Origin of the sequence: Brucella rhizosphaerae (genome assembly GCF_002252475.1) — a bacterium.
Lineage (GTDB): Bacteria > Pseudomonadota > Alphaproteobacteria > Rhizobiales > Rhizobiaceae > Brucella > Brucella rhizosphaerae.
The window spans coordinates 443154-466380 of the sequence record NZ_NNRK01000026.1 but is presented as its reverse complement, the minus strand read 5'-3'; the positions used below and the strand labels follow the sequence as shown (position 1 = coordinate 466380).

The following is a 23227-nucleotide window of genomic DNA, read 5'->3' as shown; positions in this document are numbered from 1 at the left end:
CTCCATGGCAAATAACCCCGCCAGAGCAGGGGAAATTATCTAGATTGTTTGATTGATCAGGGCGTTGTTCGGACTGTGCTTGGCGAATAAGCGCCTACACGTCCCTTTTCGGTACGCATCGCTAACTGGAATTGATATTCGGTTGCTGCTGAAAGAGTTGGCGTGGTGTAACTCTCGGCGTTATTGTCGAGCGGCCCCACTACGGTCCAATCAGCGTCTGACGTCTTTTTCCACCGAACCATATAGCTTAAGATAAGATTGCTGGATGGCGGGAAGCTAAGTTCTGCAACGGGTCCAGATTGAATGATGACAGCTGGTGCGGCTGGGACGGGGAGATCGTCTCCAACATTACTACTGTCCGATACAGGCGCGGTTCCTTCCTGCGAGGTATCCCACTGATAAGCTGTCTGTGGCATAGACTGTACTTGTATGGTCGCGCCTTGGAGAATACCGCCCTCACCAAGAATAAACTTGAAATCAAGGACTTCAAACACGCTGTTGATGCCAAAAAATGGGTACTGTATGCGGACAAATCGTTCCCCAAATGCAGCAAGGCCCATCAGGTTTGTGTTGAATGTGCCAACCCAATTCGGATTTGCTCGAAACCATTCTAGTTTCATCAAACGCCGTGCTTGACTGTGCGACGGGGCCATATTGAACTGAACGTCTTTGGCTTCCTCGCCGCGCTCGGAAACGTCACCCTCATCAGCCCATGGATCGGCATCAGTGGACTGGTAATCTTGACTTGGATCAAGGAATGTTGCGCGGATCGTGTTGGCTGATGTCATCACATCACGACCACGGCCAACCTCGGAAAAGCCAGTAATAGCATCAGCATTCAAGACTACTGAAGGCTCAGACCATGCGCCAATATCAAGCGTTAAGCCGCCGTCTGGTGTTGGAACCAATCTACCGTCACAGCATGCAAGCATCCGCCCCAAAACGTCCGCTGGACGCTCATTGAGCTGATATGAACCCCACAGACGATAACGAGGCTCTGTCCCGCCTGCGGCTATAGCTATTGGCTCACTCGAACGATAGTAGGCCGTTACCCATCCAGCTTGAGCTAATGGTGTGCTTAAAAGGCTTTCGGGCAAACGCATACCATCACGGTGCATCATGTAGTCCCTGATGACCGCAGCAGCTCGATCATTCCATTCGGTTACCCCAGTTTCAGGGTTTTTCACCCGCGATGTTCGTGCAACAACGCGGTAATTTGTATTTATGCCGTTTGGGAATAGGTTCAGGTAGTATTCTTGTCCCACAGCATATTGAACGGCTAACATTGAAGCTACGTTGTCGCCACGATGCTGAGCCGTCCATTCCGGGAACTGAGAAACCAATTCAGGATACGCAGTTTCAGTGCTAAAGCCTAAGCGCCCTTCAACCCGTAATAGTGCCTTACCTGTCGTCCCTTCACGGTATTTGTTTGGTGGAACAGGCGTACCGTCTGGACGAAGATCAAGCTTTACGTCATCAATCCAAAACTCTTCAATTGCATCAAACGGCCCCTGCCCTAACGCTAACACCTTATAAAAATTGCCGCTCTTGGTTTCCGCAAATGCCCAAGTGCCAGACATTTTCACGCGACCGTAATGTCGAATGCGCGGCGCTGTCGGCTGGCGCACCTGCTGTTGAACATCTTCAGGCTTCGGCTGCGATGGGCGGAACAGCGATGAAGCGAGATAGGACAGACCGAGAGAGAGCGCCAAGCCGCCTAATGTGGTTGATGCGAACATAGTCAGTGCCGCGAGACCAGTTTGCAAAGCGGCACCAACTGCGCCAGTTCCAACTATTGTTGCAATCAAACCGGAAAGAGCTACGGGCATTCAATTCTCCAAGCTTTCCAGATTGCATCAAGTGGTGCGCCGATCAGCCCGCTCTCATCCCGCGAGAACCAGAATGTTTCAGCATGAATGGCGAGGCATAATTTTCTGTTATGAATGATGAGACCGACATCGCCGGTCTTTGGTTCTTCGCTCTTTTCAAGGCCGACCACCCTCATCGCCCGGTTCACGACAACGGGGAAACTGCCACGCTCGATCAGAAGGGATGTGGCGTCGTATTCATCGCGGTAAACCAACCCAGCCTGCGCCAAGGGTGATTTCCCCATCTTTAGGCTAATCCATCTATCTGCCGTTGAAGCGCAGTCAGTCTCACCCCACCGGAAAGGCTTTTGCGCCTCGGCTGCTACAAACTCTGCAATCTGCATGAACTGGCCCTAATAATCGGGATATTTGAAGCTTTTGAACAGCAACGAACCGACGAACTGAAAGAACTTATCCCCGTTCGATCTGGCTTGTTGATCCCGGTCAGTGTACCGGCCATAAGCAGGCCGTGACCGATTGAAGAATGCATTCTCTGCGGTCATTGAGATCGACTGAATTGCGCCTTCAATTCCCTGCATTTCTGAACGGCTAATGCGCGGCGGCTGCATGAAGCCCCACCAGATCGGCGCAGGGTTACCAAGTGGTTGCCATTCGGTATCGAACAACTGGATAGAAACCACAACAATCCGCTGATCAACCTCATCGTTGGCGTCGAGCGCCATGGCGAGAAAGTTCAGTGTCGCATCCGGCAAGCCACTTAATTGAAACGACACGCTTTCTGCGGCTGTTGATGACCCCATGCCGATACCATCAATCGAACCATAGCCATACATCGGCTCATAGATATTGCCGCCAGCTGGCAGTTTAGTATTGCCGTTCCATACCCGCATTGTCTCAGACGCAAAGCGGAACTCGACAAGCATATCAAGCCGAACCTCACTTTTTGAGAACTCAGCCAATTGCTGTGACGTGAAAAAAGACATCATACATCCTCAATGAAATTCACAGTCGGGTAAGACCACGGCGCAACAAGGTCTAAGTCCAGATCCATCTCAGCATCAGTTGCAAGGCGCATGCGACAGACAGGGCGGTCAAATTCCATTTCCGTTCCTGCGCTCACAGCTTCACGCGCTGGAGGTCGAAAAGTGATGGTTGCTGTATTCGGTCCGGTCATCTGCACGGTGCGAATACGGTACATGCGCTCACCGACTGAGAAATCTTGTCCAGGCTGCAATTGACCCGCCGCAACAATGGCAATGTTTGCGGTTGTTCCTCGCAGCGGGATGTTGCTTGTCAGGCGAATGTCGATTGCGCGAGATCGATACAAGCCACCATCACTAAACGGGCTGGTATCCGAATGAGGAACCCTATTAAGCAAGTCTTTCCAGTCTGGATCGAAAGGCTGATAGGCGCAGCACCTTGGAACAAGAATGGGATGCAACCTGCCCTCTAGCATGGTGGAAATAGCGCGAAACGCTAAGATTGAAGCCGTTCCGCGCTTTATGATGATATCTGCAAAAGTTGCCTTCCAGATGCCTGCATCCGACGCTGAGACCTGCGACACACCTGATACGCTCGCAGGTCCGGCCAATGTGCGCGGCGCAATATTAAAAGGATCGCGCTTAGGCTTAAGCACAGAGCGCGGCCATAGAATTGGTGCCATTACATTTTTCTCGCTTGTGCATCAGCCATCATTGACGGCAAGGCCTGCTGAACGGTCCGAGTGCTTTGCTGAACCGAAACCTGAACAATTGCACCCGACGCTGTTTTAATCCGCTGATCGGCAATTGACGCCATTCTTCCACTATCGTCTTGAAGCATTATGCGAATAGTCTCATTCGAACCCTGCCCTCGCATACCCTTAATGCCGGGTGCTATCGGTGCGTTTGAAGTCGGCAGTGGCCCGACATAACCACCGTTGGCATAGCCTTTCAGACCACGTCGCATTGCATCGAGAGCGGCAGGTCCACCAGCTGCACGAACAGCATCTTGGTCAAAGACATATTCGCCCTTATGAACAACGCCAGCCGGTTCGTATTTGCCACCAGAACCAGTGTAGCCGCCTTTGTCGAAGCCAAGCAGCTTGCCGATACCGCCAAATATCCCCGACCCACCGCCGCCAAAGATGCCAGCCAGTGGACCTTTGCCAAGCAAGGTTGCCTGCAATACAGCCTCAATCAGCGTATTCAGGAACTTATCAAGCGCCGAATTGCCGGTTTCAATCGCCGGTATCATCGACTGAAAAGCATCCATTATTGAGCCTTTGAAGAAGTCAGCGGCCTCTCGCGCCTGATCCTGACTTTCCGCGAGCTTATTGGCTTGAACCGTGGCGTTGGCATAACCTTCTGCCAGACCTTCGATTTGCTCTTTCAAGGCTGGAGTGATTTCAATCCCGGCTTTCTTGGCAGCATTGAGCAGTTCTTGCGTGGCACGGGCTTTGGTGATTGCATAATCGTAATCATCAATGAGCGGATTAATACCCGCCTGAGCTTCGGTTTCAGCCTGAATAGCTGCTGTGCGGTCTTTGATCTGCTCGATTTCACGCTGCAAATCATCTGGACGATCTTTCTTTGAACGTCCGCCACCACCTTTGCGGCCCTTACCGCCACCAGCCGCTTTTTTCGCGGCATCTTCGATAGCCTTAGCCTGCGCTTCTAAGCTTTTCTTGGTTTCCTCAAAATCACCAAAGCGCTCATTGAAGTTAACCTGTGACTGACGAACACCAGCTTCACGCGCTTCGCGTTCCGCATCGGTTTCTTTCCCAACGCGACCACCTTTGCCGCCGAGACTGGAAAGTGCCAGACCAAGGGCATTGACTTCGCCACGCGCAGCAGCGGCTTCTGATGCAATTTGCTGCATACGCGCGACAACAGCAGTGACATTCGGGTCTATGCCAGACAAACGATCCAGTTCAGAGTTGAAATCCTCGACTGAAATTTCGCCGTCTTTGAAACGCTCAACCAGATCACCCATTTCACCATAAACGGATGAGAGATAGGTGCTTAGACCTGCGATCCCGCGACCGGCAGAGTTGAAAGCCTCTTCCAGCGCCGCAACAGACTTTTCGACGTTTGCGGTTGCCTCATCAACACGAATTGCCTTCTGAGCTTCAGTAAGGCTGTTTGATAGCGCGAAGAGCTTTTCAGCGGTCTTTTCGATACCAAGTCCGGCATAATCTGTATCTTCACCAGCCTTGCGGATGGCTTCAGCATAACGATTTGCGCGGTCCTCAGCTTCCTGTGAGCGCGTAGAAATCGCATACATGATGCCAGTCAAGGCCAGTAGCCCAACCCCAACCGGGCCACCAAGCGCAGTCATTGCCCCTGAAAGCCCGCGAATTGCTGCGTTAGCTGCGGTAGCCGCAGGCGTAATTGATGCAACGTTCTTTACGAGCGAACTATCAGCGACGGACAACTGTGCATTCGCAGCGCTCATGGTCATGCGAGCTGCCAACAATTCACGGCTGACGTTTCGATAAGATGCGGTAACAAGCCCATTTGTACGAATGCCGGCCATTGCGGCTTCCGCGCTTCGCAACCGCGCTGTAGCAACTGCATGTTCCTGCAATGCAACGTCACGTGCTGACTGCGCCGCTTCAAGCGCTGCAATGCGTGAAGCCTTGGCTGCATCGATAGAGGATTTTGCATACTTAGTAAGATCTGTTGATGCATTCCCAATCTGACGTGCACCGAAAGCCGCTGCCATTACGACACCTGCGACGGCAACGGTGTCCATATTCTTGGCAACTCCACCCAGCAGACCTGAGAGCTTTTCTGATACCTTTCCAGTCTGATCGAGTGCACCGACAGACTTTAGCGCCGCGTTCTGGATCTGCTGTAATGCATCTCCAATTGTTGCGGGCATAGAGCCAGCCTGATCGGCAAGCTGCTCCATTCGTTTTGTCAGTGCACTGTAAATGACCTGCGAGGTAATCTTGCCCTGCGCACCGACATCGCGCAGCGCATTAACACCAACGCCAAGCTCAGCCGCCAGAACCTCAGCTACACGACCGCCTGTTTCGATGATGGTATTGAGGCCATCACCTGACAGCTTGCCAGCCGCCATAGCCTTTGACAGCGCGTTTGTAACACTGGTTGCACGATCACCCTTTGCACCCGACACAACAAGGGCGTTGTTAAGCGCTTCGGTGTAATCAAGCTGCTGATTGGTGTTGTAGCCAAGCTCTTTGAGAGCTGTGCTGTTGGCAATGAAGCTTTCTGCTGTCTGCTGAAAACCTGAATAGGTGTCCTGCGCAAGATTATACAAACGCTCCATAACCGCTGGAGCTTCTGACATTTCGCCCACGGCGATACCGACACGGGCGGAAACGTCAGACCAACTATCAGCCATTGTGAGCAGTTCGCGGGCTGCAAATATGCCAGCCAGTCCGGTCATCATCCCTTTCATGGATGTTGTGGACTGGCTAAGCTTTGCTTCAGCCGTCGATACAGCCGCAACGGACGCTTCAAGGTCTTTCTTGATCGCAGAACTAATGCCGCCGCGAGAGAACACGCTTTCGATATTCTTATTCATATCGCGAAAGCGACGTTCAATCTGATTAGATTGCTTTGCCGCCTGACTGTAAGAGCGGTTGAGCGCCTTCTCAAAAGCCGCAGTCCGGGCTTCCATAGCCACGACAAGGCGTTCAACGTCAGTTGCCATCAGAATCCCTCAATTCCAAGTTCTGCAAGTTGATCGTCGCTCATACCCGGAGCGGCTTTTTCTTCGGTCGCATTGGCGGCTTTGAAGCCTTCAACCGCACAGCGGAATTCCCAAACCGTCATCTTGCCGATGTCGCGATTGATTATTCCAGCCCATTGGTAGAAGCGGTTGAATTTCCATTTGCCACGCGGGAGCGGGTTCGGGTCTTCTTCGCCCCCGCCTGTCGCTCCCCCGGCTGATCATCCTCATCGCCAAAGAGTGCAACCATCAACACGGCCTGCGCAGTCAGCACCGACAATGTAAGTGGACGATCCTCAACGAATTTCTGGACAAGCTTGCGGGCGGCTTCCTTTTCCATGCCTCCACCTTCAAGGCCGAGGCGGATAGGCTGGATCACATCATCAATGAACCATTGCTTAGATGTGAGCCGCATCAGGATCCATTGCGGCCCTGCATCGCATTTATCTTGCAGGGCGCGAAGGTGTTCAAGGCGGAGTTCAAAATCATGTTCTCCGCCAGCCCATGTGAGAGCCTTTGCCATTAAGCGGCCTTAGCGGTACGCGTTGGCAGGCCGTCGAACTGGATTTCGATTTCAGCCGATACCTTCTGGCCTTTTTCAACAGCGTTGTTGAGGTTCACGAGGATAGCTGACCCGGTTTCATATCCCGTATCCCCGACAGCAGCATTGACGTGCTCAACGCGGATCGTCTTTTTCGACCCGGAATACCACCAGTCAAGCATCATTTCGTGGCTCTGGCTGGCCCATACGCCAGTGCCCGATATCGTGACTTCAGATGACTGCACAGCACGTTCAACAACTGCTGGTAGGCTTTCATCCTCACAATCGGCAGGGACTTCAGTGGTCTGCATGTTGTGCTGACGATTGATACCGCGCTGTGTGATGCCGCAAATCTTCGAAAAAGTTCCCGGCGTATCTGTTTCAATTTCAACAACCAGATGCTGGAACTCGGCGGTAGTAGGCTTAACGGCCATGATAATTCTCCATGAGAAAACGGGCCAGCAATGCGCCAGCCTTAATAGGGCTTTAGGCCCGGTTTCAGGTGATTGGGCTAGATCGCCCGTTTACGGCCCTTGAGGGCGCGTTTCTCGTCGCGTGTCGGGCTTGTGACCGCTTCGGCCCAGCCCTTTGATACGCAGTAATCAATGAAGTCTTGAGGACGCTCTTGCGGTTCTGCCGATGCCTTGGCGTTGAACGAATAGCGGCTGCGCGGACGCGACCAGTTGCATTCCACTTTAAATATTGCCCAAGCCATCACGCCACCTCGACCATAATTTCAACTTGAATGATGCCATGCGTTGTCAGTCCGTCTGGATCGCGGACGATCTGGCAGATCGGTATATTCACGGCAACAACCGCGCTTTCAGCCAATTCAGGCTGTGAGCGGTTCAAAGCTTTACGGATACCATCAACTATGTTTTTGCACTCAACCTGTCCGACTTCTCGCGACCACACATCAAGTTGAATCGTGTGAGTTTCGCCATCAATACAATCGGCGAAGTCGTCAATCACATTCACGGGCCCAAATGAAACATATGGAAATTGTGCCGTAACCCGCCCGTTTTGACTGGGCACCCGGTCGTAAACCCGCCCCTCAGCAAGCGTCGCGACCTCTGGGACCGTTCGAAGTTGAGCATATAGAAATCGCTGGAGCTCTTCAGAAACATTCACTTTGCGGCATCCCTCACAGCTTTTCGCATTTGTCTTGTGACCCGGCTGCGCACCCTCTTCCGCAAAGTTCTCCAAGATGGGAAAAAGTACGGATGAGCTTGCATGTGCTGGGTTCCAAACTCTTGCAGTCTGGCAAGCTGAAACTGCTCGCGTTCACCAACCATCGTGGTTTGATCACCTGCGTAGATTGTGATGATCAATCCGTCACGCGTTGGGGATGACTTACCGAGTACCATTGCACCCTTCGGCGCATCTCCCCACGTCCAGTTGATGGACTGTGCAAGCGCACCACTGTCTTTTGGTGCAAGACGGCGCATCATCGCGACAACATCACTAGCGCCCTGTTCCATGGCCTTAATCGTCACGTCGAACACAGCCTGCGGAATAGTTTTTGTCAGCTTTCGCTTAAGGCGATCTAATCCTTCAACCATGACATCACCCCGTAGCTACGCCGCTTTCGCATGTGAGCGATATGAACTGGCGGTTGGTTTCCCATTCAATATCGCGAATGTTGAAAGCGATGTTCCTGCGAGTGTCGCGAAGCCGGAAATCGGTTGTGATCAGCCTCGTATTGCTGGATACACGAACGCGGATAACCTGTGTGTGCTTGCCCTGAAGGCGACCGGCCATAACCGCTTCAGACCCGCGAAGGTGGATGAACTCGGCTCGGATCTGAAATTGTTCTTTCCAGCTCGAAACCGTATTGCCCATGTCATCGTCATCATCTTCACGCTTGTCGAAAGCGACTTTTGAATGAAGCGATCCAGCGGAGTTTTTGTCAGCCATGATGCGTTACCTATATATGCGATAAGGCTGCAACAGCGCTTCGACCGCGAATGGCATTTTATTGACAGACCCTTCTGTCGTCGCAGCCTCGCGAACCGCATACCATTGAGCCACCAGCATCATGATCGCAGTCCGGATAGCTTGCGGGACATCGGAAATCAGTTTTGATAAATCAAGAGGATCTGGCCTTTGCCAGCCGACCTTGTAACGAATAAGCACGGAATCTGCCGTGCCTTCCGCGGTAGGCCACCCGTTATGCAGTGGCCGGACCCCGCCCAAAGTCGCTTCATATTCACCAGATGGCATAACGACAGAAGCACCGGATGGATCACGATACGTAATGGATACAATTTCGACTATCGGCGGATAAGGCAGCGGGATGACATCCTGCTGACATGCGAGCGAATAGAAATCCGCAACGCGGAGCTCTAAGGTTTGAACGCCAAGCGCGCAGCCGAGCCAACCTGTCGGGCCATCAATCCACGATGTTGCGGCAAGCAGAAGCGACTTGATGAGTTCGTCATCATCATCAAAATCAACGATCAGATGACGCTTTGCCTCCTCAAGCGTAACAATTGGCTGGGGAGGCTCTATAACGCGGACGTGGCTATCCATTGCACCTAACCGTTATTTTTCCGACTTGCCCTTGGACTTGTCGCTTTCTGTCGTTTCCGATTGCGATGCAGGCTTCTGCAGGTCAGTAATTGCTGCCTTCAGAGCGGCAATTTCATCATCGGCGGCTTTAAGCTGCCCTTCAGTTTCAGACTTGTAGGTGACAAATTCCGCTTTGGCATCGTCGGTTGCTTTATTGGCATCCGCGAGCTTGGTTTGAGCGTCAGCCTTGAAATCTGCCAGCTCACGAACTACCGTTTCCGTCTCAGCCTTCGATGCTGTCAAAGCCTTTTCACCGGCTTCAATTTCAGCAAGCAGAGCGTTGATATCGGCAGTATCGCTTTTCGAAGCCGCCGCAATTTTCTTGGCATCGAGAATACCGAGTTCCTTGCGGCCCTTCGCATTCTTGATATCCTGTTCTGAAGCTTCGGTATAAGCGCCACTGGCCAACATTTTTTCAGCCTGACTTTTATCAACGTCCGTAAGGATCTGGCCCTTGCGGACGCGACCAAAGTCGCCAAAGCTTCCGCGCGTTGCTTTGATATGCATGGTTATTCTCCTTTGGTTCATAGAGCGGGCGGCAGAACCGCCCGCCTTAATGAGCCAAAAGACAGCGATTACGGCTGGAGCGCAGTGGCAAAATCGCCGGTCACAAGCGCAGCACGACGCTTGACTGCAAGAGCCAGACGGCGTTCCGCACGTACGGTCAGCATGTTCTTGATGAAGTTGTCGCGATCCTCGGACGAAATCAGGACTTCCGTTTCCATGCGATCCCAGATCTTTGCAGCCATCCGGAATGCACCAGTCAGGAATTCATCGATATCCATCGCCTGCGTAGCAATGACTGGACGGCCCCAGAGTTGTGGACCTGCAAGCTGGATGACGTTGGCAAAGATGTAACGGTTCTCACCATCCTTTGTCAGTTCAATATCTGCCCAGTCAGTAGGGTTGAGAACAATGCCGTCAGCTGGATATTCTGCAAGCGAAGCCTGAAGAATTGCCAGACGCAAGATATCAATCTTGGTCGCGTTGACGACAGTTACACCGGGATTAGCATAAGGTGTGGCCTGCGGAACAAGACCATGAATATGCTGCCCGGTACCGTCGCCCTTGAGAAGTTCTGCCTCCTCCACAAAATCGAGACCGTAGCGAAGCTCACCGTCGATTTCGCTCTGAAGCTGCGAGACATCGTCCATTGCCTGACGTGATACCGGCACCCAGTGCGCAATGGTGCGAACAGGCGCATCAGCAACTTCCCAGATATAATTGGATTCCGGTTTCTGCGCACCTTCTGCAACAACACCAGCCTTGTTATCGCGCGTTACCATGCGCGCAAACTCGATAGAGTTACTTGCTGTTTCACCAACGGAGAGAAGCTGGCGGATTGTCATTTGTCGGCGTGGAATACCGACAATTTCCGTATCACGCTGCGGAGTGATTAATGGACCTGCGGAACCCGGCGCTGATGTGATCGCATTCTGGATGACAATACGAACTGCACCCTTGGCGCCACTCTTATTGACGAAGTTCTTCAGATCCTCGGATTCACCGACCATCTGGCCAAGTGACTTAACGCTCTGCTCACCGCCGCCGCCTCGACGAGAAGCAACGCGCTGCTCAATATCGGTGCTTTTGGTTTCGAGTGATTCAAGACGTTCTGTCAGTTTATCATGCGCAGCTGATAGCTTGCCCTGCGCCATGAGCAGTTCATCCGCCTTCTGCTTAACTTCAGCAGTGAGCGTGCCGGACTCTTTTGCCTGCTTAAGAGCATCTTCCGCCGTTTGCTTTACGTCGCCGCCAACGCGTGCAAGTTCGCTCTTCACTTCGCCGAGCAGCTTTTCAATGTTCTGCGCGTCATTGCGAACGGAACCGACGATACCAGCAGGACGTGCGGCCATGAGTGCCGCCAGCGCTACTGACGGCATGAAATGTTTGGACATGATTGCCTCCTTGGCTGCCCTAGATAGATTTTATGGATGCGAGTAGGTTTGAAACCTCAGCTAGTACGGCAGCGTCCTGCATGCCGGTTACGGTAGCGCCAGGCATACCGCCTTTCAGCGCATTGAGCAGTTCGCGCCGCTCGGATCGCGGTACGTTTGCTCTAGCGAGAAGAGTATCGAATTTGTGAGCCGCAACCTGCTGGCGGCTCTCAATCGAGTTGTTTGCCTTGCTCTCGATTTCATCAGCAGAGAGCAGACTGTCTGCAAAACCCTTTTCGACAGCTTCAGCGCCGCCAATCCAAGTTTCGCGATCAAGCATGCGACCAATCTCATTCTCATCAAGACCAGTGCGCGCCGCATAGATGTCGGTTGCAGTCACATCAAATGGTTCAAGCCAGTCAGCGACATCACGCAATGCATGACGATCTCCGACAGCGACAACCCACGTATTGTGGATCATGATGAAACCGGCACGCGCGATCTGCACTTCATCTGCGGCCATCGCGATGACGGATGCGGCGGATGCTGCAATTCCGACAATCTTGACGGTCACTTTCGCCGGATGCTCGCGCAGAAGGTTGTAAATCGCCAGCCCTTCGAAGTAATCGCCGCCCGGCGAGTTGATCGAGACAACAATGTCTTTCTTGCCAATATTTCGCAGAGCGGCAGAAATGCGCTTGGCTGTCACACCATCCCCAAACCAATCTTCTCCAATCGGATCGAGAATGGAAATGGTGTTATCGGAATCGTCGGCTGCGGACTTGACCGAACTATTCCAGCGATCAAGTGCAGCTGGCGCGAGTTCCGAACGCAAACCGGGACGAACATTGATCTTGGCAGATGGAAGCTTACGCATCGTCATCGGATTGCCTTTCCTTGGAATATTCACCAATCCACGCCCGCATCGCAGCGCGGGCCGCATTGCTGTCACTGGCAGCGCCAAGTTGGGTCAGTGGTGCAAGATTAGTTTGCGCGGTAAGTTCGTCGCCGCCATCCTTGCGAGGAAGATTGAGCTTCGCCCTGCCCTCATTGCGGGTCATGAGGCCGTTTTGTGTCATAGTTGACAGGAATGCAGCCTTCGATTTGCTGTCCATCTGCAACAGCGCCTCACGGTTAAATTCTGCATATCGGCGACGATTGCCACTTGGACGGATAAGCTGCTTTTTGATACGCGCTTCGATACGATTACATAACGGGTCAATGCCGAGTGTCAGCCATGCAAGCAGGATCTGTTCAACACCAGATCCCCACATCGTCTGCCCTTGCGCAGCATGGCCGATAATAATCGGCGGAACACCCCACCAACGGCAGATTTCCTCAACACTGAAGCGCTTGTTTTCAAGCATCTGTGCGTCAACCGGGGAAAGCGCGAGACGGTCATATTTGAGACCGGCTTCCAGAACCATCAGTTTGCCAGCGTTGCGAGAACCGACAAACTTTTCCATGATCGTTTGCAGCTGCTCTCGCTGTTCTTTCTCAAGTGTCTTATCAGACGAGAGAACACCACTGGCTTGCAGCCCATTTCCGTAAAGCTTGCCGGTCGCTTCATCGAGCGCGATGGCAGATCCGAAAGCCTGCGCGCCGAATTGGATGGGCGACAAACCCATATCGCCACCAAACCCGAAGCCGCGAAGGTGAAACACCTTATCCCGTGGAAGAATTTCCGTTTTGCCACGATCATTGACACGATATTTCAAATCGCCTTCGCTATCGCGAAACGGAGCACAATGCGTACTGGCCAGAGGCTGAAGCGAAATGAGACGATTACGCGTCTCAACCCTCTCGGAATAGGCGTTTCCGGTTGCTGCCATCCATGCAACCATCGATTCCCAATATTCGAGAGCCGTCTGATCTTCGTTAGGATTGTCGCAGATGACCTCGGCGAGGTCATCATCAGAGACGCGAACACGGTCATCATTGCCGCGTTTTTCGTACATTGCGAGAGGCAGACATGAAACGGCTTGTGCAGTCAGTCGGATGCAAGCCCATGCAGTTGAAAGCTGCAAGACAGAGTGAAGATTAACGCTTTTCCCAGCATGGTTATTTGTACCAAAAGCACCGGCCCAGCCAGAACCATTCTTCAGTGACAATCGCCGATCCTTGGCGATTATCTCACCACGCGTCATGTTCGCCGGTAAGCTGGACTTCCGGTTTCGCGTCTTTTTGCGAGTAGCCATTAGACTCCGACCATTACCGGGTTAGAGAGGAAATCATCGAGGCGATCATCCGAAGCTTCCGGATTCCAGCTCATCAGAATTGTGGCGCAAAGCATGGCAATGAACGGATCAATTTTTGCGCGGCCCGCCGCCTGTTTAGTGGCAAGGTTACCATTGCCGTTCACTTCAATCTTCACGTTGCCGATGACCCAATTCATCATCGTGCTTCCGTCATGACTAAGTGTGTCGTTGCTAAGCTTGTGCTCCAGCCCCCATATCGCGGGGGAAAGCGCTGGACCCTGTCGGATACGCCGGAACATTTCATCTGATATCTTGCGCTCAGCCAAGGCATCAATGAAGGCTGCGATGTTGTTCGGATCAGAGCCGACCGCATCCTTTTTGGGAAACAGTCCGGCATTGCGCAGTCGCGCCGCTATATCTGCGATCTGATCAATATAAGCTGAGACCTCACAGAAAGTGAGACTGCCTTCAGCCTCAAAGTCGCGCAGGTTGGCCGCAATTTCCTTACGCGTTTCGAGAACACTCGGATGCGCATAGGCATGACACCAAACCAGCCAGCGCCGCGTTACCTTCTCACGACCAATGACACAAACGCCGAAAAGGTCATCCAGACCGCCGCCATCTGTTCCCATCACGGCAACTTCCGAGCGCCGCATCAACTCATCAAGCGTGAGTGTGGGATCTGCGCGATCTTCCCAATAGTCACCACCACGCCATGCATCGTCGGTAAGACCAACGCCGATTTCGATGTTGAGATGCTGGCTAAGCCAGATCTTCTCGGCTTCCTTATTGACCTTGCCGTTATTCTCGTAATCATCAACAAGCCTCTGCGGGTCGATGGAACGCCCAATATTCGGTAGCACATAGCGCCAGTTCCTATGGCTTCGCCAAAAATCCTGACTGCGCTGCAAATCGGCTGGAAACTCGTAAAGTACCGGCAAAAGGATTGGCGATGGACCGCCGACGCCGTCACGAACCTTGCGTGCCTTATCGAGTTCGGTTTTCCATATACCAGCCGGTTGCTCATCCGATTGCGTGGTTATCATCAGGACTTGCCCGCCCTGCATGGTTATACCGCCGCCCCGGATCTGTTGCATGACGGCTGCGGCCTTGGCTTTCTTGCCCAATTCGTGCAACTCATCGATGATCGTCAGGATCGGGATTTCGCCGGTGACAATCGACGTATCGAAGGTTTTAACATCCAGCTTCGTGCCAGTCTTACGCCGCGTGATGCATTTGAGATGATCCTGCACCTTGAATATCGCATCGAGGCGCGGATCTATTCGGATCATTCCCTGTGCCTGATCGAAACAGCGTTCCGATATATTCTGGCTTGGAGCAACAATCAGCATCTGACGGTTCGGTGCTTCCTCCATGAAAAGCGCTGTCAGGCCCAAGGCCGCAACATAAGTCGTCTTCGAGTTCTTCTTAGGGACCATGCAAAGCAGTTCCCAAACGAGCCGCTTTCGCGTTTCCGGATCCTCGCTCGCCAGAAAGGCGCAAAGAATATCCCGAAACCAATCACCGCATGCATCTGCCAAAGCCGGGTTGCCGGGAACATCTGGCAGACGCAAGCGATTGAAGAATGCCAATGCCTTTGCTGCTTTTTCTGGATTTAATGGGACATCAGCCATCGGCGTCTGTCCAGCCTGAATCCGATCCCACCAATCCGGGCAGGCAAAGCGTGGCAACGTATTACTGGATGACATTCTGCGAAGCCTCGGCCTCGAGCTCCGCCATCAGATCAGCGTCTGCGGCCATGGCTCGCTGTTCGTCGGTTGCTTTTTTGCCTGGTCGATCTGCGGGCCGTTCATCGTCGCTACCCTTGGAACCCATTGCAGCCTCAATCACCATGCGGTCGTTGCGCTCAATCATCGCGCCAAGTTCTCGAAGTGCCGTGACGTTTCCTGCGTTGGCTTGGTCCATGGCAATCTCGAATCGTCGCGCATCAAGCCTATCCCGCATGCCATCTCGTGATTTTAGCTCGAGACTAAAATACCGCTGAATTGTCTTTCCCGACACATCAAGCGCGTTACCAATCCGAGAGATTGACCACCCTAAAGCCAGTAACAGCTTGACTTTATTACGATCTTTTTCAGAGGGCACATATGGTGGCCGTCCCTTCTTGCCAAAACCTTCACGAACAGGCTGACCGAAGAGGTCAAATTCAATCGTCATGAGAAAAAAATCTCTTCATGTGGGGGACGCGGGTCTAGGGTCGAAACCCCTTTTTGACTTTCGACCCACCCCCCTGCCTGATGTTTCACGGGCAATGTTTCACGGAATCCGCTTCAAAGCCGGAAGCGATGATCGGTCTGACGTGCGCCCTTCGATATCCGCTGCGACACTTTCCGCATCAGATCGTCGTGATTTGATTGCGGTTCCGCGATATTGATCGTGACTGTCGGATGACCAAACAGAGCGTCCAGTGCCGCCTTTGCCCGGTCTGCTGATGCTGCAAGCGCATCAAGTGCGGCAGTCGCTTCGTTGAGGGCAAACTTATCGAAGTCCACAGAGATGCTTAGCTTGTCGGTCATTTTCTGCCCTTCCGCGTTCAGTCCCAAACGCCACGATGATGCAGGCTGGCCTGCTCTTGCTTCTGCTTTTCGCTGTCGTGATAGGCTTTGCTCAAAGCCTGAAGGTTGCTCGGATCCCAGAAGAGTTCGGCATTACCGCGATGCTCTTTGATGTGATCGACAACCGCGCTGTTAGGCGCTGGATACTTTCCGATAAGCAAGATGCCGGTTTGCTGGCAGGTGAACAGGTCACGCTTGAGAACATCCTCGCGCAACTTCTGCCATCCCGTGGTCTTATACCACTTGCGCCATGGGGCAGCTGCATCACGCTCACGCTCAATACGTTGGCTCACGTCAGCCTCATATACATATGGAAAGAGCGCCACTTAGGGCGCTCATAGTGTTTGATGAATTTCAGACATAGCTTACGCACTGGCCCTGAATCGGTGTCTCATGATTGAGACCGTCAAGGCGGGGTCCGAGCGCGTCGCCTCAGGACTACGTCCCCACGTGCTACCGTGTGTCGAGGTTCGCTATACTAGCCGGATCATCCGTGGACAGATTACCGTCATAAAGGCGAAAGAAATGCAAGTGGCATAATCATCGGTACCGCTTGCTTGAATAGCTCAACCTCAATCACAGCTGTCCCTTTGCCGCCTCCAATACCTGCCACTACATCGCCGCTCATACCTGCAAACGGCCCCTCAATAATCCGAACCTTTTTAACACCTGCGAACAGTGACATGGGACGCTCATGATCAAATTCACCTTTAGCGGCTTTCTCATTGAACTGACTTGCTTTTTCAGCACTCATTAGAAACGGCTTTTCATAGCCACCAAGGATCGAAACCACGCCTTGAAACGAGAGTAATCCTGCCAATGCATCGGCAACAACATTACATCTAACCAGTATGTAACCAACCAAAACAGGCTCAGGTCTGGCTGGTATTTTCTCGTTTCTCCTACGCCGTTCTTTCCCCATTTTCATGGGGACATTCACTTCAATTTTTTCTGCCAGCATCGCATCACGTATGGATAATTCATTTCCAGACACCCTGATGATGAGCCAAGGGGAATCATCGAACGTGCGAATCGCCGCCGCAGACCTCAAACGTGCGATACGCCGACGCTCTGCAAGCACCTTATCAATCGCCCGGCAATACTCCTCACTGGGTGCAGATGCTATAGCGCGGTCAATCTGACTTTGATCAATTGCCATCATATTCACCCAATCCCCTCAAAGCCGTCTCAAAATCACAAATTGATGAAGGTCCACCACGCGGACAGAACACAACTTGCATGCGATCAAATTCAGAGGGCCATGGCCAAGCCCGGCGCTTGAACTCGTCTTTCCACGCTGCAAGTATGATTGTTCCCTGTGGTACCGGCTCCATCAGTTCACCAGCCAAATGCCACTGCTTTGGAAGCACTGCACCTGATCGCTGCTGTTGAACATCGCGGTACCGCATAAGCGCAGGCCAAGCCTTGGCGAGCAATGAACGCGGCAAGAATGAACTCTTTGCCAATTCCTGATCAGCAGGCCCATCCAGCAACAGCGCAAACATCCTCGACATACCAACCGGACCATAACCAGCCGCCCAGCCATCAGGCTTAGCTTCATCAGCGCGAGCAGCTTGTGCCTTTGCAGTTTCGGCCTTTTTCAGTATTTCGGGATCAAGCGCATTCCAAAGGCGATCCCGGAAAAACGCACCCACTGGCTGCGGCTTCACTTTTCGCTCAACAGCATCCAGCAAATAAGCGTCGCGCCAGCGCTCAGCTTCTTTGCGCTCTGCAACTGACAATCCAGCAAACTGCCGCTTGATCCAGTCCAGCGTCGTGTTGTTGTCCCATTTTGGCCAAATGCCTGCATGGTAACCGACGCCATTGAGGAAATGGATCACCCGTTTCTCGAATGCTGCTGTTTTCGGATCATCATCCTGCGATGTCGAATTCAGATTTTCATTCCCATTCTCATTTTCGCTCGCGCGCTCTTTTTTCTCTTCGTTAGAAGGGGAAGTTAAATAAGGGTCGTTAATAGGTGCCGGTCCAGAGGCGGCAGGGGGTGCCGGTTCAAGACCGGCAGGGGGTGCCGATATACCGGCAGGGGTGCCGACATACCGGCAGGGGGTATCAGCATCTTGAACCGATGAGACATCAGGATGTTTCGGATCGAGAATGACACGATAGACATGCGCACTATCGCGCCCGCTTTCACTTTCTTGCTCGTGGCGCTCCAAGTACCCCGCACCGATAAGGCGGCTGATAGCGTCAAACACCGTCGAGCGACCGCAGTTCATCTCAGCGGCCATCTTGACCTGACTGCGACGACACCAGCCGTATTCGTCTGTATGACGCCCAAGGACGCAAAGCACCTGCAAGTCACGCGGTTTCAACGCAGGATCTGTTGCAGCCCTCGCAGGGATTATCGATAGACGAGGATTACTCACTCGAATCCCCCTTCCCGCGCGCCCATACACCGCCGTAATCGACAACAAACGAACGCATGATATCTTCACTGCCAACGAACACAGGTGGCTGCGTAGTGCCGGAAAGCACCGTCAGAAACACTCTGCCAGTCCGGAGAACCTCAGCGATTTCATCTTGCGTCAACTCCCAGCAGGAAACCGAACACATGCCGTTTGTGTAGGTGTGCAGCGCCTCTACATTCTCAGCACCCTGCGGCGGTAAGAGCTTCCTATTAGAGCCCGCAAAATCAATAGCATTTGCCATTATCGACCCACCCTCTTCCATGCTTCGAAAGCAGCGCGGAAATCCTGCCAGCGTTCAGCGGCGGCGCTGTTTTCGTTCAGTTCTTTTCTGGATTTAATGTTGAGGATTGAGCGCAGCCGTTGCGCTGCGCGATCCGATGTTAACGGCCTCTCAAGGCCATGTTGTTCTTCGAGAAACATCTTGAAAGCAGCATCATCGCATTTCATTGCCGCCTCAGCTGCAAAGTCACGATGCTTGCGCTGGCGGCTCTGTCGCGAAGCGCTCTGTCGTGGTGCGGTCTGCCGTACAGCGACAATCGCACGATCCACCAGCTTAAGCATAAATGCCGCCATGCGCGGCCCGCCGACGACCATGTCAATCTCATCAGGCGTTGCGCCGGGATGAAATGTGCAGATCCTGTTAAGTTCACCGTGGCGCGTTTTCGCTTCGACAAACGACACGTCACCTTCGCAGCATAGTTGCCAATCATCGCCGTTCAGCGCTGCCAGTTTTTCCCGGATGCGGCGAAGTTCGATACCCTCTGAGCTCATGGCGACACCGCGCCACAGAGTAATAGCAAATGGCCCTGCGCGTGTTTGAGCGCCGCACCTTTGATTGCGCCACGATGGCGCGTTTCATGCATTGCCGCATAAAAGCAGATCAGGTAATCGCTGCCCGCGTCAAAGCCATGCCGCTCGCAAGAGCCTTCCAGCACCTGCCGATATTTCAGCATGATCGAAATCGGACATGACAGCAGAATTTCAGCGCGTTCGGCGTCAGTGCCTGCGTTGTGCATAGCGCGAAGGATCGGCAACATGGTGTCGGTCATACCGCAGCCCTCCCCGCAGCTTCAAAGCCCCACGCTTCCCAGCCCGGTCGCGGATCACGACAGAACAATTCCAATTTCGGTAAATCGGGATAAAGACGCTCAATTTGTTCCGCGAAGAATGCAGGCTTGGCCGAATGCTTGCCTTTGCGCTCGCGATGGACCGTTTCAGGCTGGGTGCCGGGCAAAGGTGCCGCAACATCGCCGCGACGACCGATCAGTAGCAGTTCGTGCCGGTCGCGCCCCCAATATCCGGTACCTGCGACTTCCTTGTCCCAGATCCAGTGATGAACATAGGTAAAGCCGCATGCATCCAGAACGCGCAATGCATCTGGCAGCATCGGATTGGTTGCCCATGCGAAACAAACCGCAGGATTGGTGCCGCCGATTAGCCCCGACATAAGCGTAACAATGTCGTCGGTTGGCATCGTCGGATAATGATTTTCCGCGCTCTTTTCCCGCCCTGTCACTTCCGAATGAACGCCGAATTGCCATGGCGCATCAAAATAATAGACCGGATAAACGCGCCCCAGCTCTGCCGGTGCTGTCGCCGCGCCACGATCTGCAATCAAACTCATGGTTGTCATGCGAACCGCATGCTTGACCTTCTGCTGATCCGAACGGATTGCCTTGGCCTTAGCGACAATGGCTTTCTTTTCTTCGCGAATGACCTTGGCTTGTTCCGAATGTTGAAGTTCAGAAATCGCTTCACCGGTATGGATTGTCACCTTGCCAGCGCGGATAGCGTCGAGCAGTTCTGGTGCTCCCTTTTCATGGATACGCTTGGCGGAATAAACGGCGCGTTCAGAAATCGATAGCTTTTCGGCGGCGCGGCGGGTCTGCAAATTTGCAGGCCCGGCAGTCGTCTGATTGACGCCACGCTCCCAATCGACAATTGCAGCAGCAATCAGTGCGCGCTGGCTTTCCGTCAGGTGGCGACGGTGCAGGTTTTTGGACAGAACATAATTAAGAGGATCGTTGCCAGCATATTGCTCATAGATCGGCTCAATTTCAGCGAACCCGCAGGCCCACTGACGATTGCGGCCATCCAACACCATGCCATCAAGCAGGATGATTGGATCGCGTTGTCCGTAGGTGACAATATCGTCCGCAAGCAGCTTACGTTCCACTTCCGGGATCATAGGGAACATGTCAGCAAGGGGGTGCGCAGGATAACTCATGTCCGCGCCTCACTTTTCCGAACCTTGCGTGCAGATGCAGCAACCTTGGCGCGATGGCTTTCAAGCAGAAGCACTGCCCTTTCCAAGGTCTCAGGCCCGACCCCATCCGCAATTGCAGTGGCAAAGCGGACATGCAGATCCAGTTCACGGTCTGATGTTGGTGCACCACGCTCTTGTCCGACGCGAGCAGCAAATGCGGCATCAAAAAGCATCTGCGCAAAAACGCTTGGTTTATAGCCCTTGCGCTCAGCCATTGCCGAAAGGCTGGCATAGGCTTTGGCATTCATACGCACGGGGAGTTTAAAGCTTGAGGTGTCCATATCAGCGAGCCTCCGCGAGCCAGACGACAGCAACAAAAGGAGACGCCGCAGCTAGAACACAGACCACGGCGAGAAGAAGTGAGAAAAAGAGGTCGTGTTTAAGGATGAATTTTCTCATCGCCGCGCCTCAACTTTGCGCAACAGATCTTCCAAAGCGCGCATCGCTTCCCGCGCTTCTTTTGCGATAAGTTTGCGCTCGCCTGCATCAATGCGACCATCTTCGAGCGCCGTTAGTACTGCTTGCGAAACATCCATGGTTTCAGACATGACGCGGTGAGCATCCATCGCGGTCAATGCGTGGTTGTCGCCTCCATCCTCACGCGCTGCCATCGGCACAAGTTCATATCCGAGAAGTTCAGCGGCCTGCTTTATGATTGTCGGTGACTTCGCCTTGCGCTCGACTTCGATCACCACATCCAACGGCATGAAACTGTCGTGATGCTCATCATTGAATGATGCGTATTTTGACAGCGTGGAAGTACCGACGCGGGTAAATGGAAGTATATTGCTGATGCCGCCTGCCAACGCATATGCGCCATCAGTTGCAGACTTGAGCGAACGCTGTTCTTGCTCGGAAATAGTGCGCACGAAACACCCCCTGAAGGTTTCAAGGAAAAAATATCGACAAAGGATTCGGTGAAACTCTCAGGCCGCGCCGTTACAGCTTAGCCATCAACTCTAAACGGGCGGACCGCAGGCCCAACGCACACGAGAGGCTTTAAACGATGAACTCATGGAGCCACCGCATTGCCGGTAATAGACGCTGGCGCGCAGCTAGCCGAAGAATGCCGCGCCCCAGCTTCACCCGATGGGAGGTGATCGGGCGAATTACTGCCGGAAACAGCGCAAGACTGTTCCTTCAACCAGTTCATGGCGCGTTCAAAGATGCCAGTTGAAAGATCACGCTTTCCAGCGATGAGATCGTCAATATGGCCACCACGACCAAACAGCGCTTTTGAAACAGACGAACGCGACACCCCAGCTAATTCGCAATAGCGATCAGCTTCAAAGATGAGATTTCCGATGAGCCTGCTTTTCACTGATGACACCGCCAACGCTTCTAATCCTTACATAATGGCGGAACATAGGGGACATATTTCCCCATTGTCAACGGATAATTGTCCCCCTTACGGACAAATCTCTGAGGACGATAATCCCCGCATGGAAAACACTATTCAAAAGCGCATACGAGAGCGCTTGGAAGCTCTTGATCTGACACCAGAACAAGCAAGTCGTAAGGCGGGCTTGGACAAAACTTATCTGCGCAAATTGTTCGAACGACCATCGGCTTCACCACGTGGAAATACTCTTGAGGCCTTAGCCAAAGCGCTCGACGTGGACATTTCGCAACTAATTTCAGCGAATGATTCGGTGGTGGAAAAGCCGAGTATTGAAAACACAAATACTGATGTAAAATCCGCCAATATTAACCCGCCATCAAGGCAAGTAATGCCAAATGATGTTCCTGTACTCGGAACCGCCGCAGGTTCTATGGAAGGAGCATTTCAGTTGACAGACGGCGTTATCGATTACGTTAGACGACCACCAGCTCTTATGAATTCCCGAGACATTTATTCCATTTTTGTTGAAGGCTCTTCAATGGACCCTGAACACCGACATGGCGATCTGCGGTTTATAAACCCACATAAGCCTGCACGCGTCGGCGACAGCATTGTGATCCAGATTAAAAACGACGGAAGACTTTCCTTCGATGCGATGATCGGTCATCTCGTTAAGCGCACGGCTACGCAGTTGGTCATCGGTAAGTTAAATCCAGAAATGACGCTGACGTATTCGCTGGATGACATTGTCAGCGTTCACAAAGTCCTCGATATGAATGAGCTTTTTGGAGTATAGGGACAAATTTCCTTTTTGATATTGACAGGGGACATTTGTCCCCATTATATCTCTACTCGCCCCCACCGAGCAGATCGTGCCGGTTGAGTAACGAGTAACGGCACGATCTCTCCCTTGCGGGT

The 23227-nt window shown here is 52.9% G+C and carries 31 protein-coding genes; 1 reads left to right on the top strand and 30 read right to left on the bottom strand.

From position 1 onward, the window contains the following. Positions 1-56: 56 nt before the first annotated feature. From CEV32_RS23700 to CEV32_RS11480, 30 genes are all read right to left on the bottom strand, one after another. Complete coding sequence (locus CEV32_RS23700) at positions 57-1829, bottom strand: fibronectin type III domain-containing protein (RefSeq protein WP_094577274.1); 1773 nt, start codon at positions 1827-1829, stop codon at positions 57-59. Next, positions 1820-2212 (bottom strand): DUF6950 family protein, encoded by a 393-nt coding sequence (locus CEV32_RS11615; RefSeq protein ID WP_094577273.1) that lies wholly within the window; start codon positions 2210-2212, stop codon positions 1820-1822. Before CEV32_RS11615 ends, CEV32_RS23700 begins: the two co-directional genes overlap by 10 nt. Before the next feature lie 9 nt (positions 2213-2221). Next, positions 2222-2815, bottom strand: a complete 594-nt coding sequence (locus tag CEV32_RS11610) for a hypothetical protein (protein WP_167382792.1) — start codon at positions 2813-2815, stop codon at positions 2222-2224. Next, the gene (locus CEV32_RS11605; RefSeq protein ID WP_094577271.1) at positions 2812-3492 is read right to left on the bottom strand and encodes a hypothetical protein; all 681 of its coding nucleotides are present in this window, start codon (positions 3490-3492) and stop codon (positions 2812-2814) included. The genes CEV32_RS11610 and CEV32_RS11605 overlap by 4 nt, the downstream gene beginning before the upstream one ends. Then, positions 3492-6491 (bottom strand): tape measure protein, encoded by a 3000-nt coding sequence (locus CEV32_RS11600; protein WP_094577270.1) that lies wholly within the window; start codon positions 6489-6491, stop codon positions 3492-3494. Before CEV32_RS11600 ends, CEV32_RS11605 begins: the two co-directional genes overlap by 1 nt. After that, positions 6491-6613: a hypothetical protein gene (locus CEV32_RS23990; protein ID WP_268876688.1), complete on the bottom strand. Its 123-nt coding sequence runs from the start codon at positions 6611-6613 to the stop codon at positions 6491-6493. Before CEV32_RS23990 ends, CEV32_RS11600 begins: the two co-directional genes overlap by 1 nt. Positions 6614-6633: 20 nt before the next feature. Then, positions 6634-7032, bottom strand: a complete 399-nt coding sequence (locus tag CEV32_RS11595; protein ID WP_094577269.1) for a gene transfer agent family protein — start codon at positions 7030-7032, stop codon at positions 6634-6636. Continuing rightward, complete coding sequence (locus CEV32_RS11590; RefSeq protein WP_094577268.1) at positions 7032-7484, bottom strand: phage tail tube protein; 453 nt, start codon at positions 7482-7484, stop codon at positions 7032-7034. The genes CEV32_RS11595 and CEV32_RS11590 overlap by 1 nt, the downstream gene beginning before the upstream one ends. Before the next feature lie 77 nt (positions 7485-7561). After that, positions 7562-7765 (bottom strand): hypothetical protein, encoded by a 204-nt coding sequence (locus tag CEV32_RS11585; protein ID WP_094577267.1) that lies wholly within the window; start codon positions 7763-7765, stop codon positions 7562-7564. Next, the gene (locus CEV32_RS11580) at positions 7765-8181 is read right to left on the bottom strand and encodes a DUF3168 domain-containing protein (protein WP_094577266.1); all 417 of its coding nucleotides are present in this window, start codon (positions 8179-8181) and stop codon (positions 7765-7767) included. Before CEV32_RS11580 ends, CEV32_RS11585 begins: the two co-directional genes overlap by 1 nt. Continuing rightward, a complete protein-coding gene (locus CEV32_RS11575) occupies positions 8178-8612 on the bottom strand; it encodes an HK97-gp10 family putative phage morphogenesis protein (protein WP_094577265.1) in 435 nt (144 codons plus the stop codon). The genes CEV32_RS11580 and CEV32_RS11575 overlap by 4 nt, the downstream gene beginning before the upstream one ends. 4 nt (positions 8613-8616) lie before the next feature. After that, entirely contained in the window at positions 8617-8967 is a 351-nt protein-coding gene (locus CEV32_RS11570; RefSeq protein WP_094577264.1) for a phage head closure protein, read from the bottom strand. Positions 8968-8973: 6 nt separating this feature from the next. After that, positions 8974-9582, bottom strand: coding sequence for a head-tail connector protein (locus CEV32_RS11565; RefSeq protein WP_094577263.1), 609 nt, complete (start codon positions 9580-9582; stop codon positions 8974-8976). Positions 9583-9594: 12 nt separating this feature from the next. Further along, positions 9595-10128 carry a hypothetical protein gene (locus CEV32_RS11560; protein ID WP_094577262.1) on the bottom strand — a complete coding sequence of 178 codons (534 nt, stop codon included), beginning with the start codon at positions 10126-10128 and terminating at the stop codon, positions 9595-9597. Positions 10129-10196: 68 nt separating this feature from the next. After that, positions 10197-11519 (bottom strand): phage major capsid protein, encoded by a 1323-nt coding sequence (locus CEV32_RS11555; RefSeq protein ID WP_094577261.1) that lies wholly within the window; start codon positions 11517-11519, stop codon positions 10197-10199. A 19-nt stretch (positions 11520-11538) separates the two neighbouring features. Beyond that, complete coding sequence (locus CEV32_RS11550) at positions 11539-12381, bottom strand: head maturation protease, ClpP-related (protein WP_094577260.1); 843 nt, start codon at positions 12379-12381, stop codon at positions 11539-11541. Beyond that, the gene (locus tag CEV32_RS11545; protein ID WP_235818802.1) at positions 12368-13696 is read right to left on the bottom strand and encodes a phage portal protein; all 1329 of its coding nucleotides are present in this window, start codon (positions 13694-13696) and stop codon (positions 12368-12370) included. The genes CEV32_RS11550 and CEV32_RS11545 overlap by 14 nt, the downstream gene beginning before the upstream one ends. Beyond that, positions 13696-15405 (bottom strand): terminase TerL endonuclease subunit, encoded by a 1710-nt coding sequence (locus CEV32_RS11540; protein ID WP_094577258.1) that lies wholly within the window; start codon positions 15403-15405, stop codon positions 13696-13698. Before CEV32_RS11540 ends, CEV32_RS11545 begins: the two co-directional genes overlap by 1 nt. Next, complete coding sequence (locus CEV32_RS11535) at positions 15392-15874, bottom strand: hypothetical protein (RefSeq protein ID WP_094577257.1); 483 nt, start codon at positions 15872-15874, stop codon at positions 15392-15394. The genes CEV32_RS11540 and CEV32_RS11535 overlap by 14 nt, the downstream gene beginning before the upstream one ends. Before the next feature lie 113 nt (positions 15875-15987). Continuing rightward, entirely contained in the window at positions 15988-16233 is a 246-nt protein-coding gene (locus CEV32_RS11530; protein WP_094577256.1) for a hypothetical protein, read from the bottom strand. Positions 16234-16250: 17 nt separating this feature from the next. Beyond that, complete coding sequence (locus tag CEV32_RS11525) at positions 16251-16565, bottom strand: HNH endonuclease (protein ID WP_235818801.1); 315 nt, start codon at positions 16563-16565, stop codon at positions 16251-16253. Between the two features lie 215 nt (positions 16566-16780). Beyond that, complete coding sequence (nusG, locus tag CEV32_RS11520; RefSeq protein WP_094577255.1) at positions 16781-17434, bottom strand: transcription termination/antitermination protein NusG; 654 nt, start codon at positions 17432-17434, stop codon at positions 16781-16783. Then, positions 17421-18659 carry a helix-turn-helix domain-containing protein gene (locus CEV32_RS23930; protein WP_235818800.1) on the bottom strand — a complete coding sequence of 413 codons (1239 nt, stop codon included), beginning with the start codon at positions 18657-18659 and terminating at the stop codon, positions 17421-17423. The genes nusG and CEV32_RS23930 overlap by 14 nt, the downstream gene beginning before the upstream one ends. Then, the gene (locus CEV32_RS11510) at positions 18652-18942 is read right to left on the bottom strand and encodes a hypothetical protein (RefSeq protein ID WP_094577254.1); all 291 of its coding nucleotides are present in this window, start codon (positions 18940-18942) and stop codon (positions 18652-18654) included. Before CEV32_RS11510 ends, CEV32_RS23930 begins: the two co-directional genes overlap by 8 nt. After that, positions 18942-19472: a hypothetical protein gene (locus CEV32_RS11505; RefSeq protein ID WP_094577253.1), complete on the bottom strand. Its 531-nt coding sequence runs from the start codon at positions 19470-19472 to the stop codon at positions 18942-18944. Before CEV32_RS11505 ends, CEV32_RS11510 begins: the two co-directional genes overlap by 1 nt. Further along, a complete protein-coding gene (locus CEV32_RS11500; protein WP_094577252.1) occupies positions 19469-19750 on the bottom strand; it encodes a hypothetical protein in 282 nt (93 codons plus the stop codon). Before CEV32_RS11500 ends, CEV32_RS11505 begins: the two co-directional genes overlap by 4 nt. Continuing rightward, positions 19747-20928: an MT-A70 family methyltransferase gene (locus CEV32_RS11495; protein ID WP_094577251.1), complete on the bottom strand. Its 1182-nt coding sequence runs from the start codon at positions 20926-20928 to the stop codon at positions 19747-19749. The genes CEV32_RS11500 and CEV32_RS11495 overlap by 4 nt, the downstream gene beginning before the upstream one ends. Then, positions 20925-21248 (bottom strand): hypothetical protein, encoded by a 324-nt coding sequence (locus tag CEV32_RS11490; RefSeq protein WP_094577250.1) that lies wholly within the window; start codon positions 21246-21248, stop codon positions 20925-20927. The genes CEV32_RS11495 and CEV32_RS11490 overlap by 4 nt, the downstream gene beginning before the upstream one ends. A 114-nt stretch (positions 21249-21362) precedes the next feature. After that, on the bottom strand, positions 21363-21836 hold the full coding sequence (locus CEV32_RS11485) for a phage regulatory CII family protein (RefSeq protein WP_094577249.1): 474 nt from the start codon (positions 21834-21836) through the stop codon (positions 21363-21365). Positions 21837-21979: 143 nt separating this feature from the next. After that, positions 21980-22288 (bottom strand): hypothetical protein, encoded by a 309-nt coding sequence (locus tag CEV32_RS11480; protein ID WP_143128820.1) that lies wholly within the window; start codon positions 22286-22288, stop codon positions 21980-21982. On the opposite strand from CEV32_RS11480, the gene CEV32_RS11475 reads away from it, so the two are divergent. Next, positions 22272-23105 carry an XRE family transcriptional regulator gene (locus tag CEV32_RS11475; protein WP_235818799.1) on the top strand — a complete coding sequence of 278 codons (834 nt, stop codon included), beginning with the start codon at positions 22272-22274 and terminating at the stop codon, positions 23103-23105. The genes CEV32_RS11480 and CEV32_RS11475 overlap by 17 nt on opposite strands. Positions 23106-23227 lie beyond the last annotated feature (122 nt).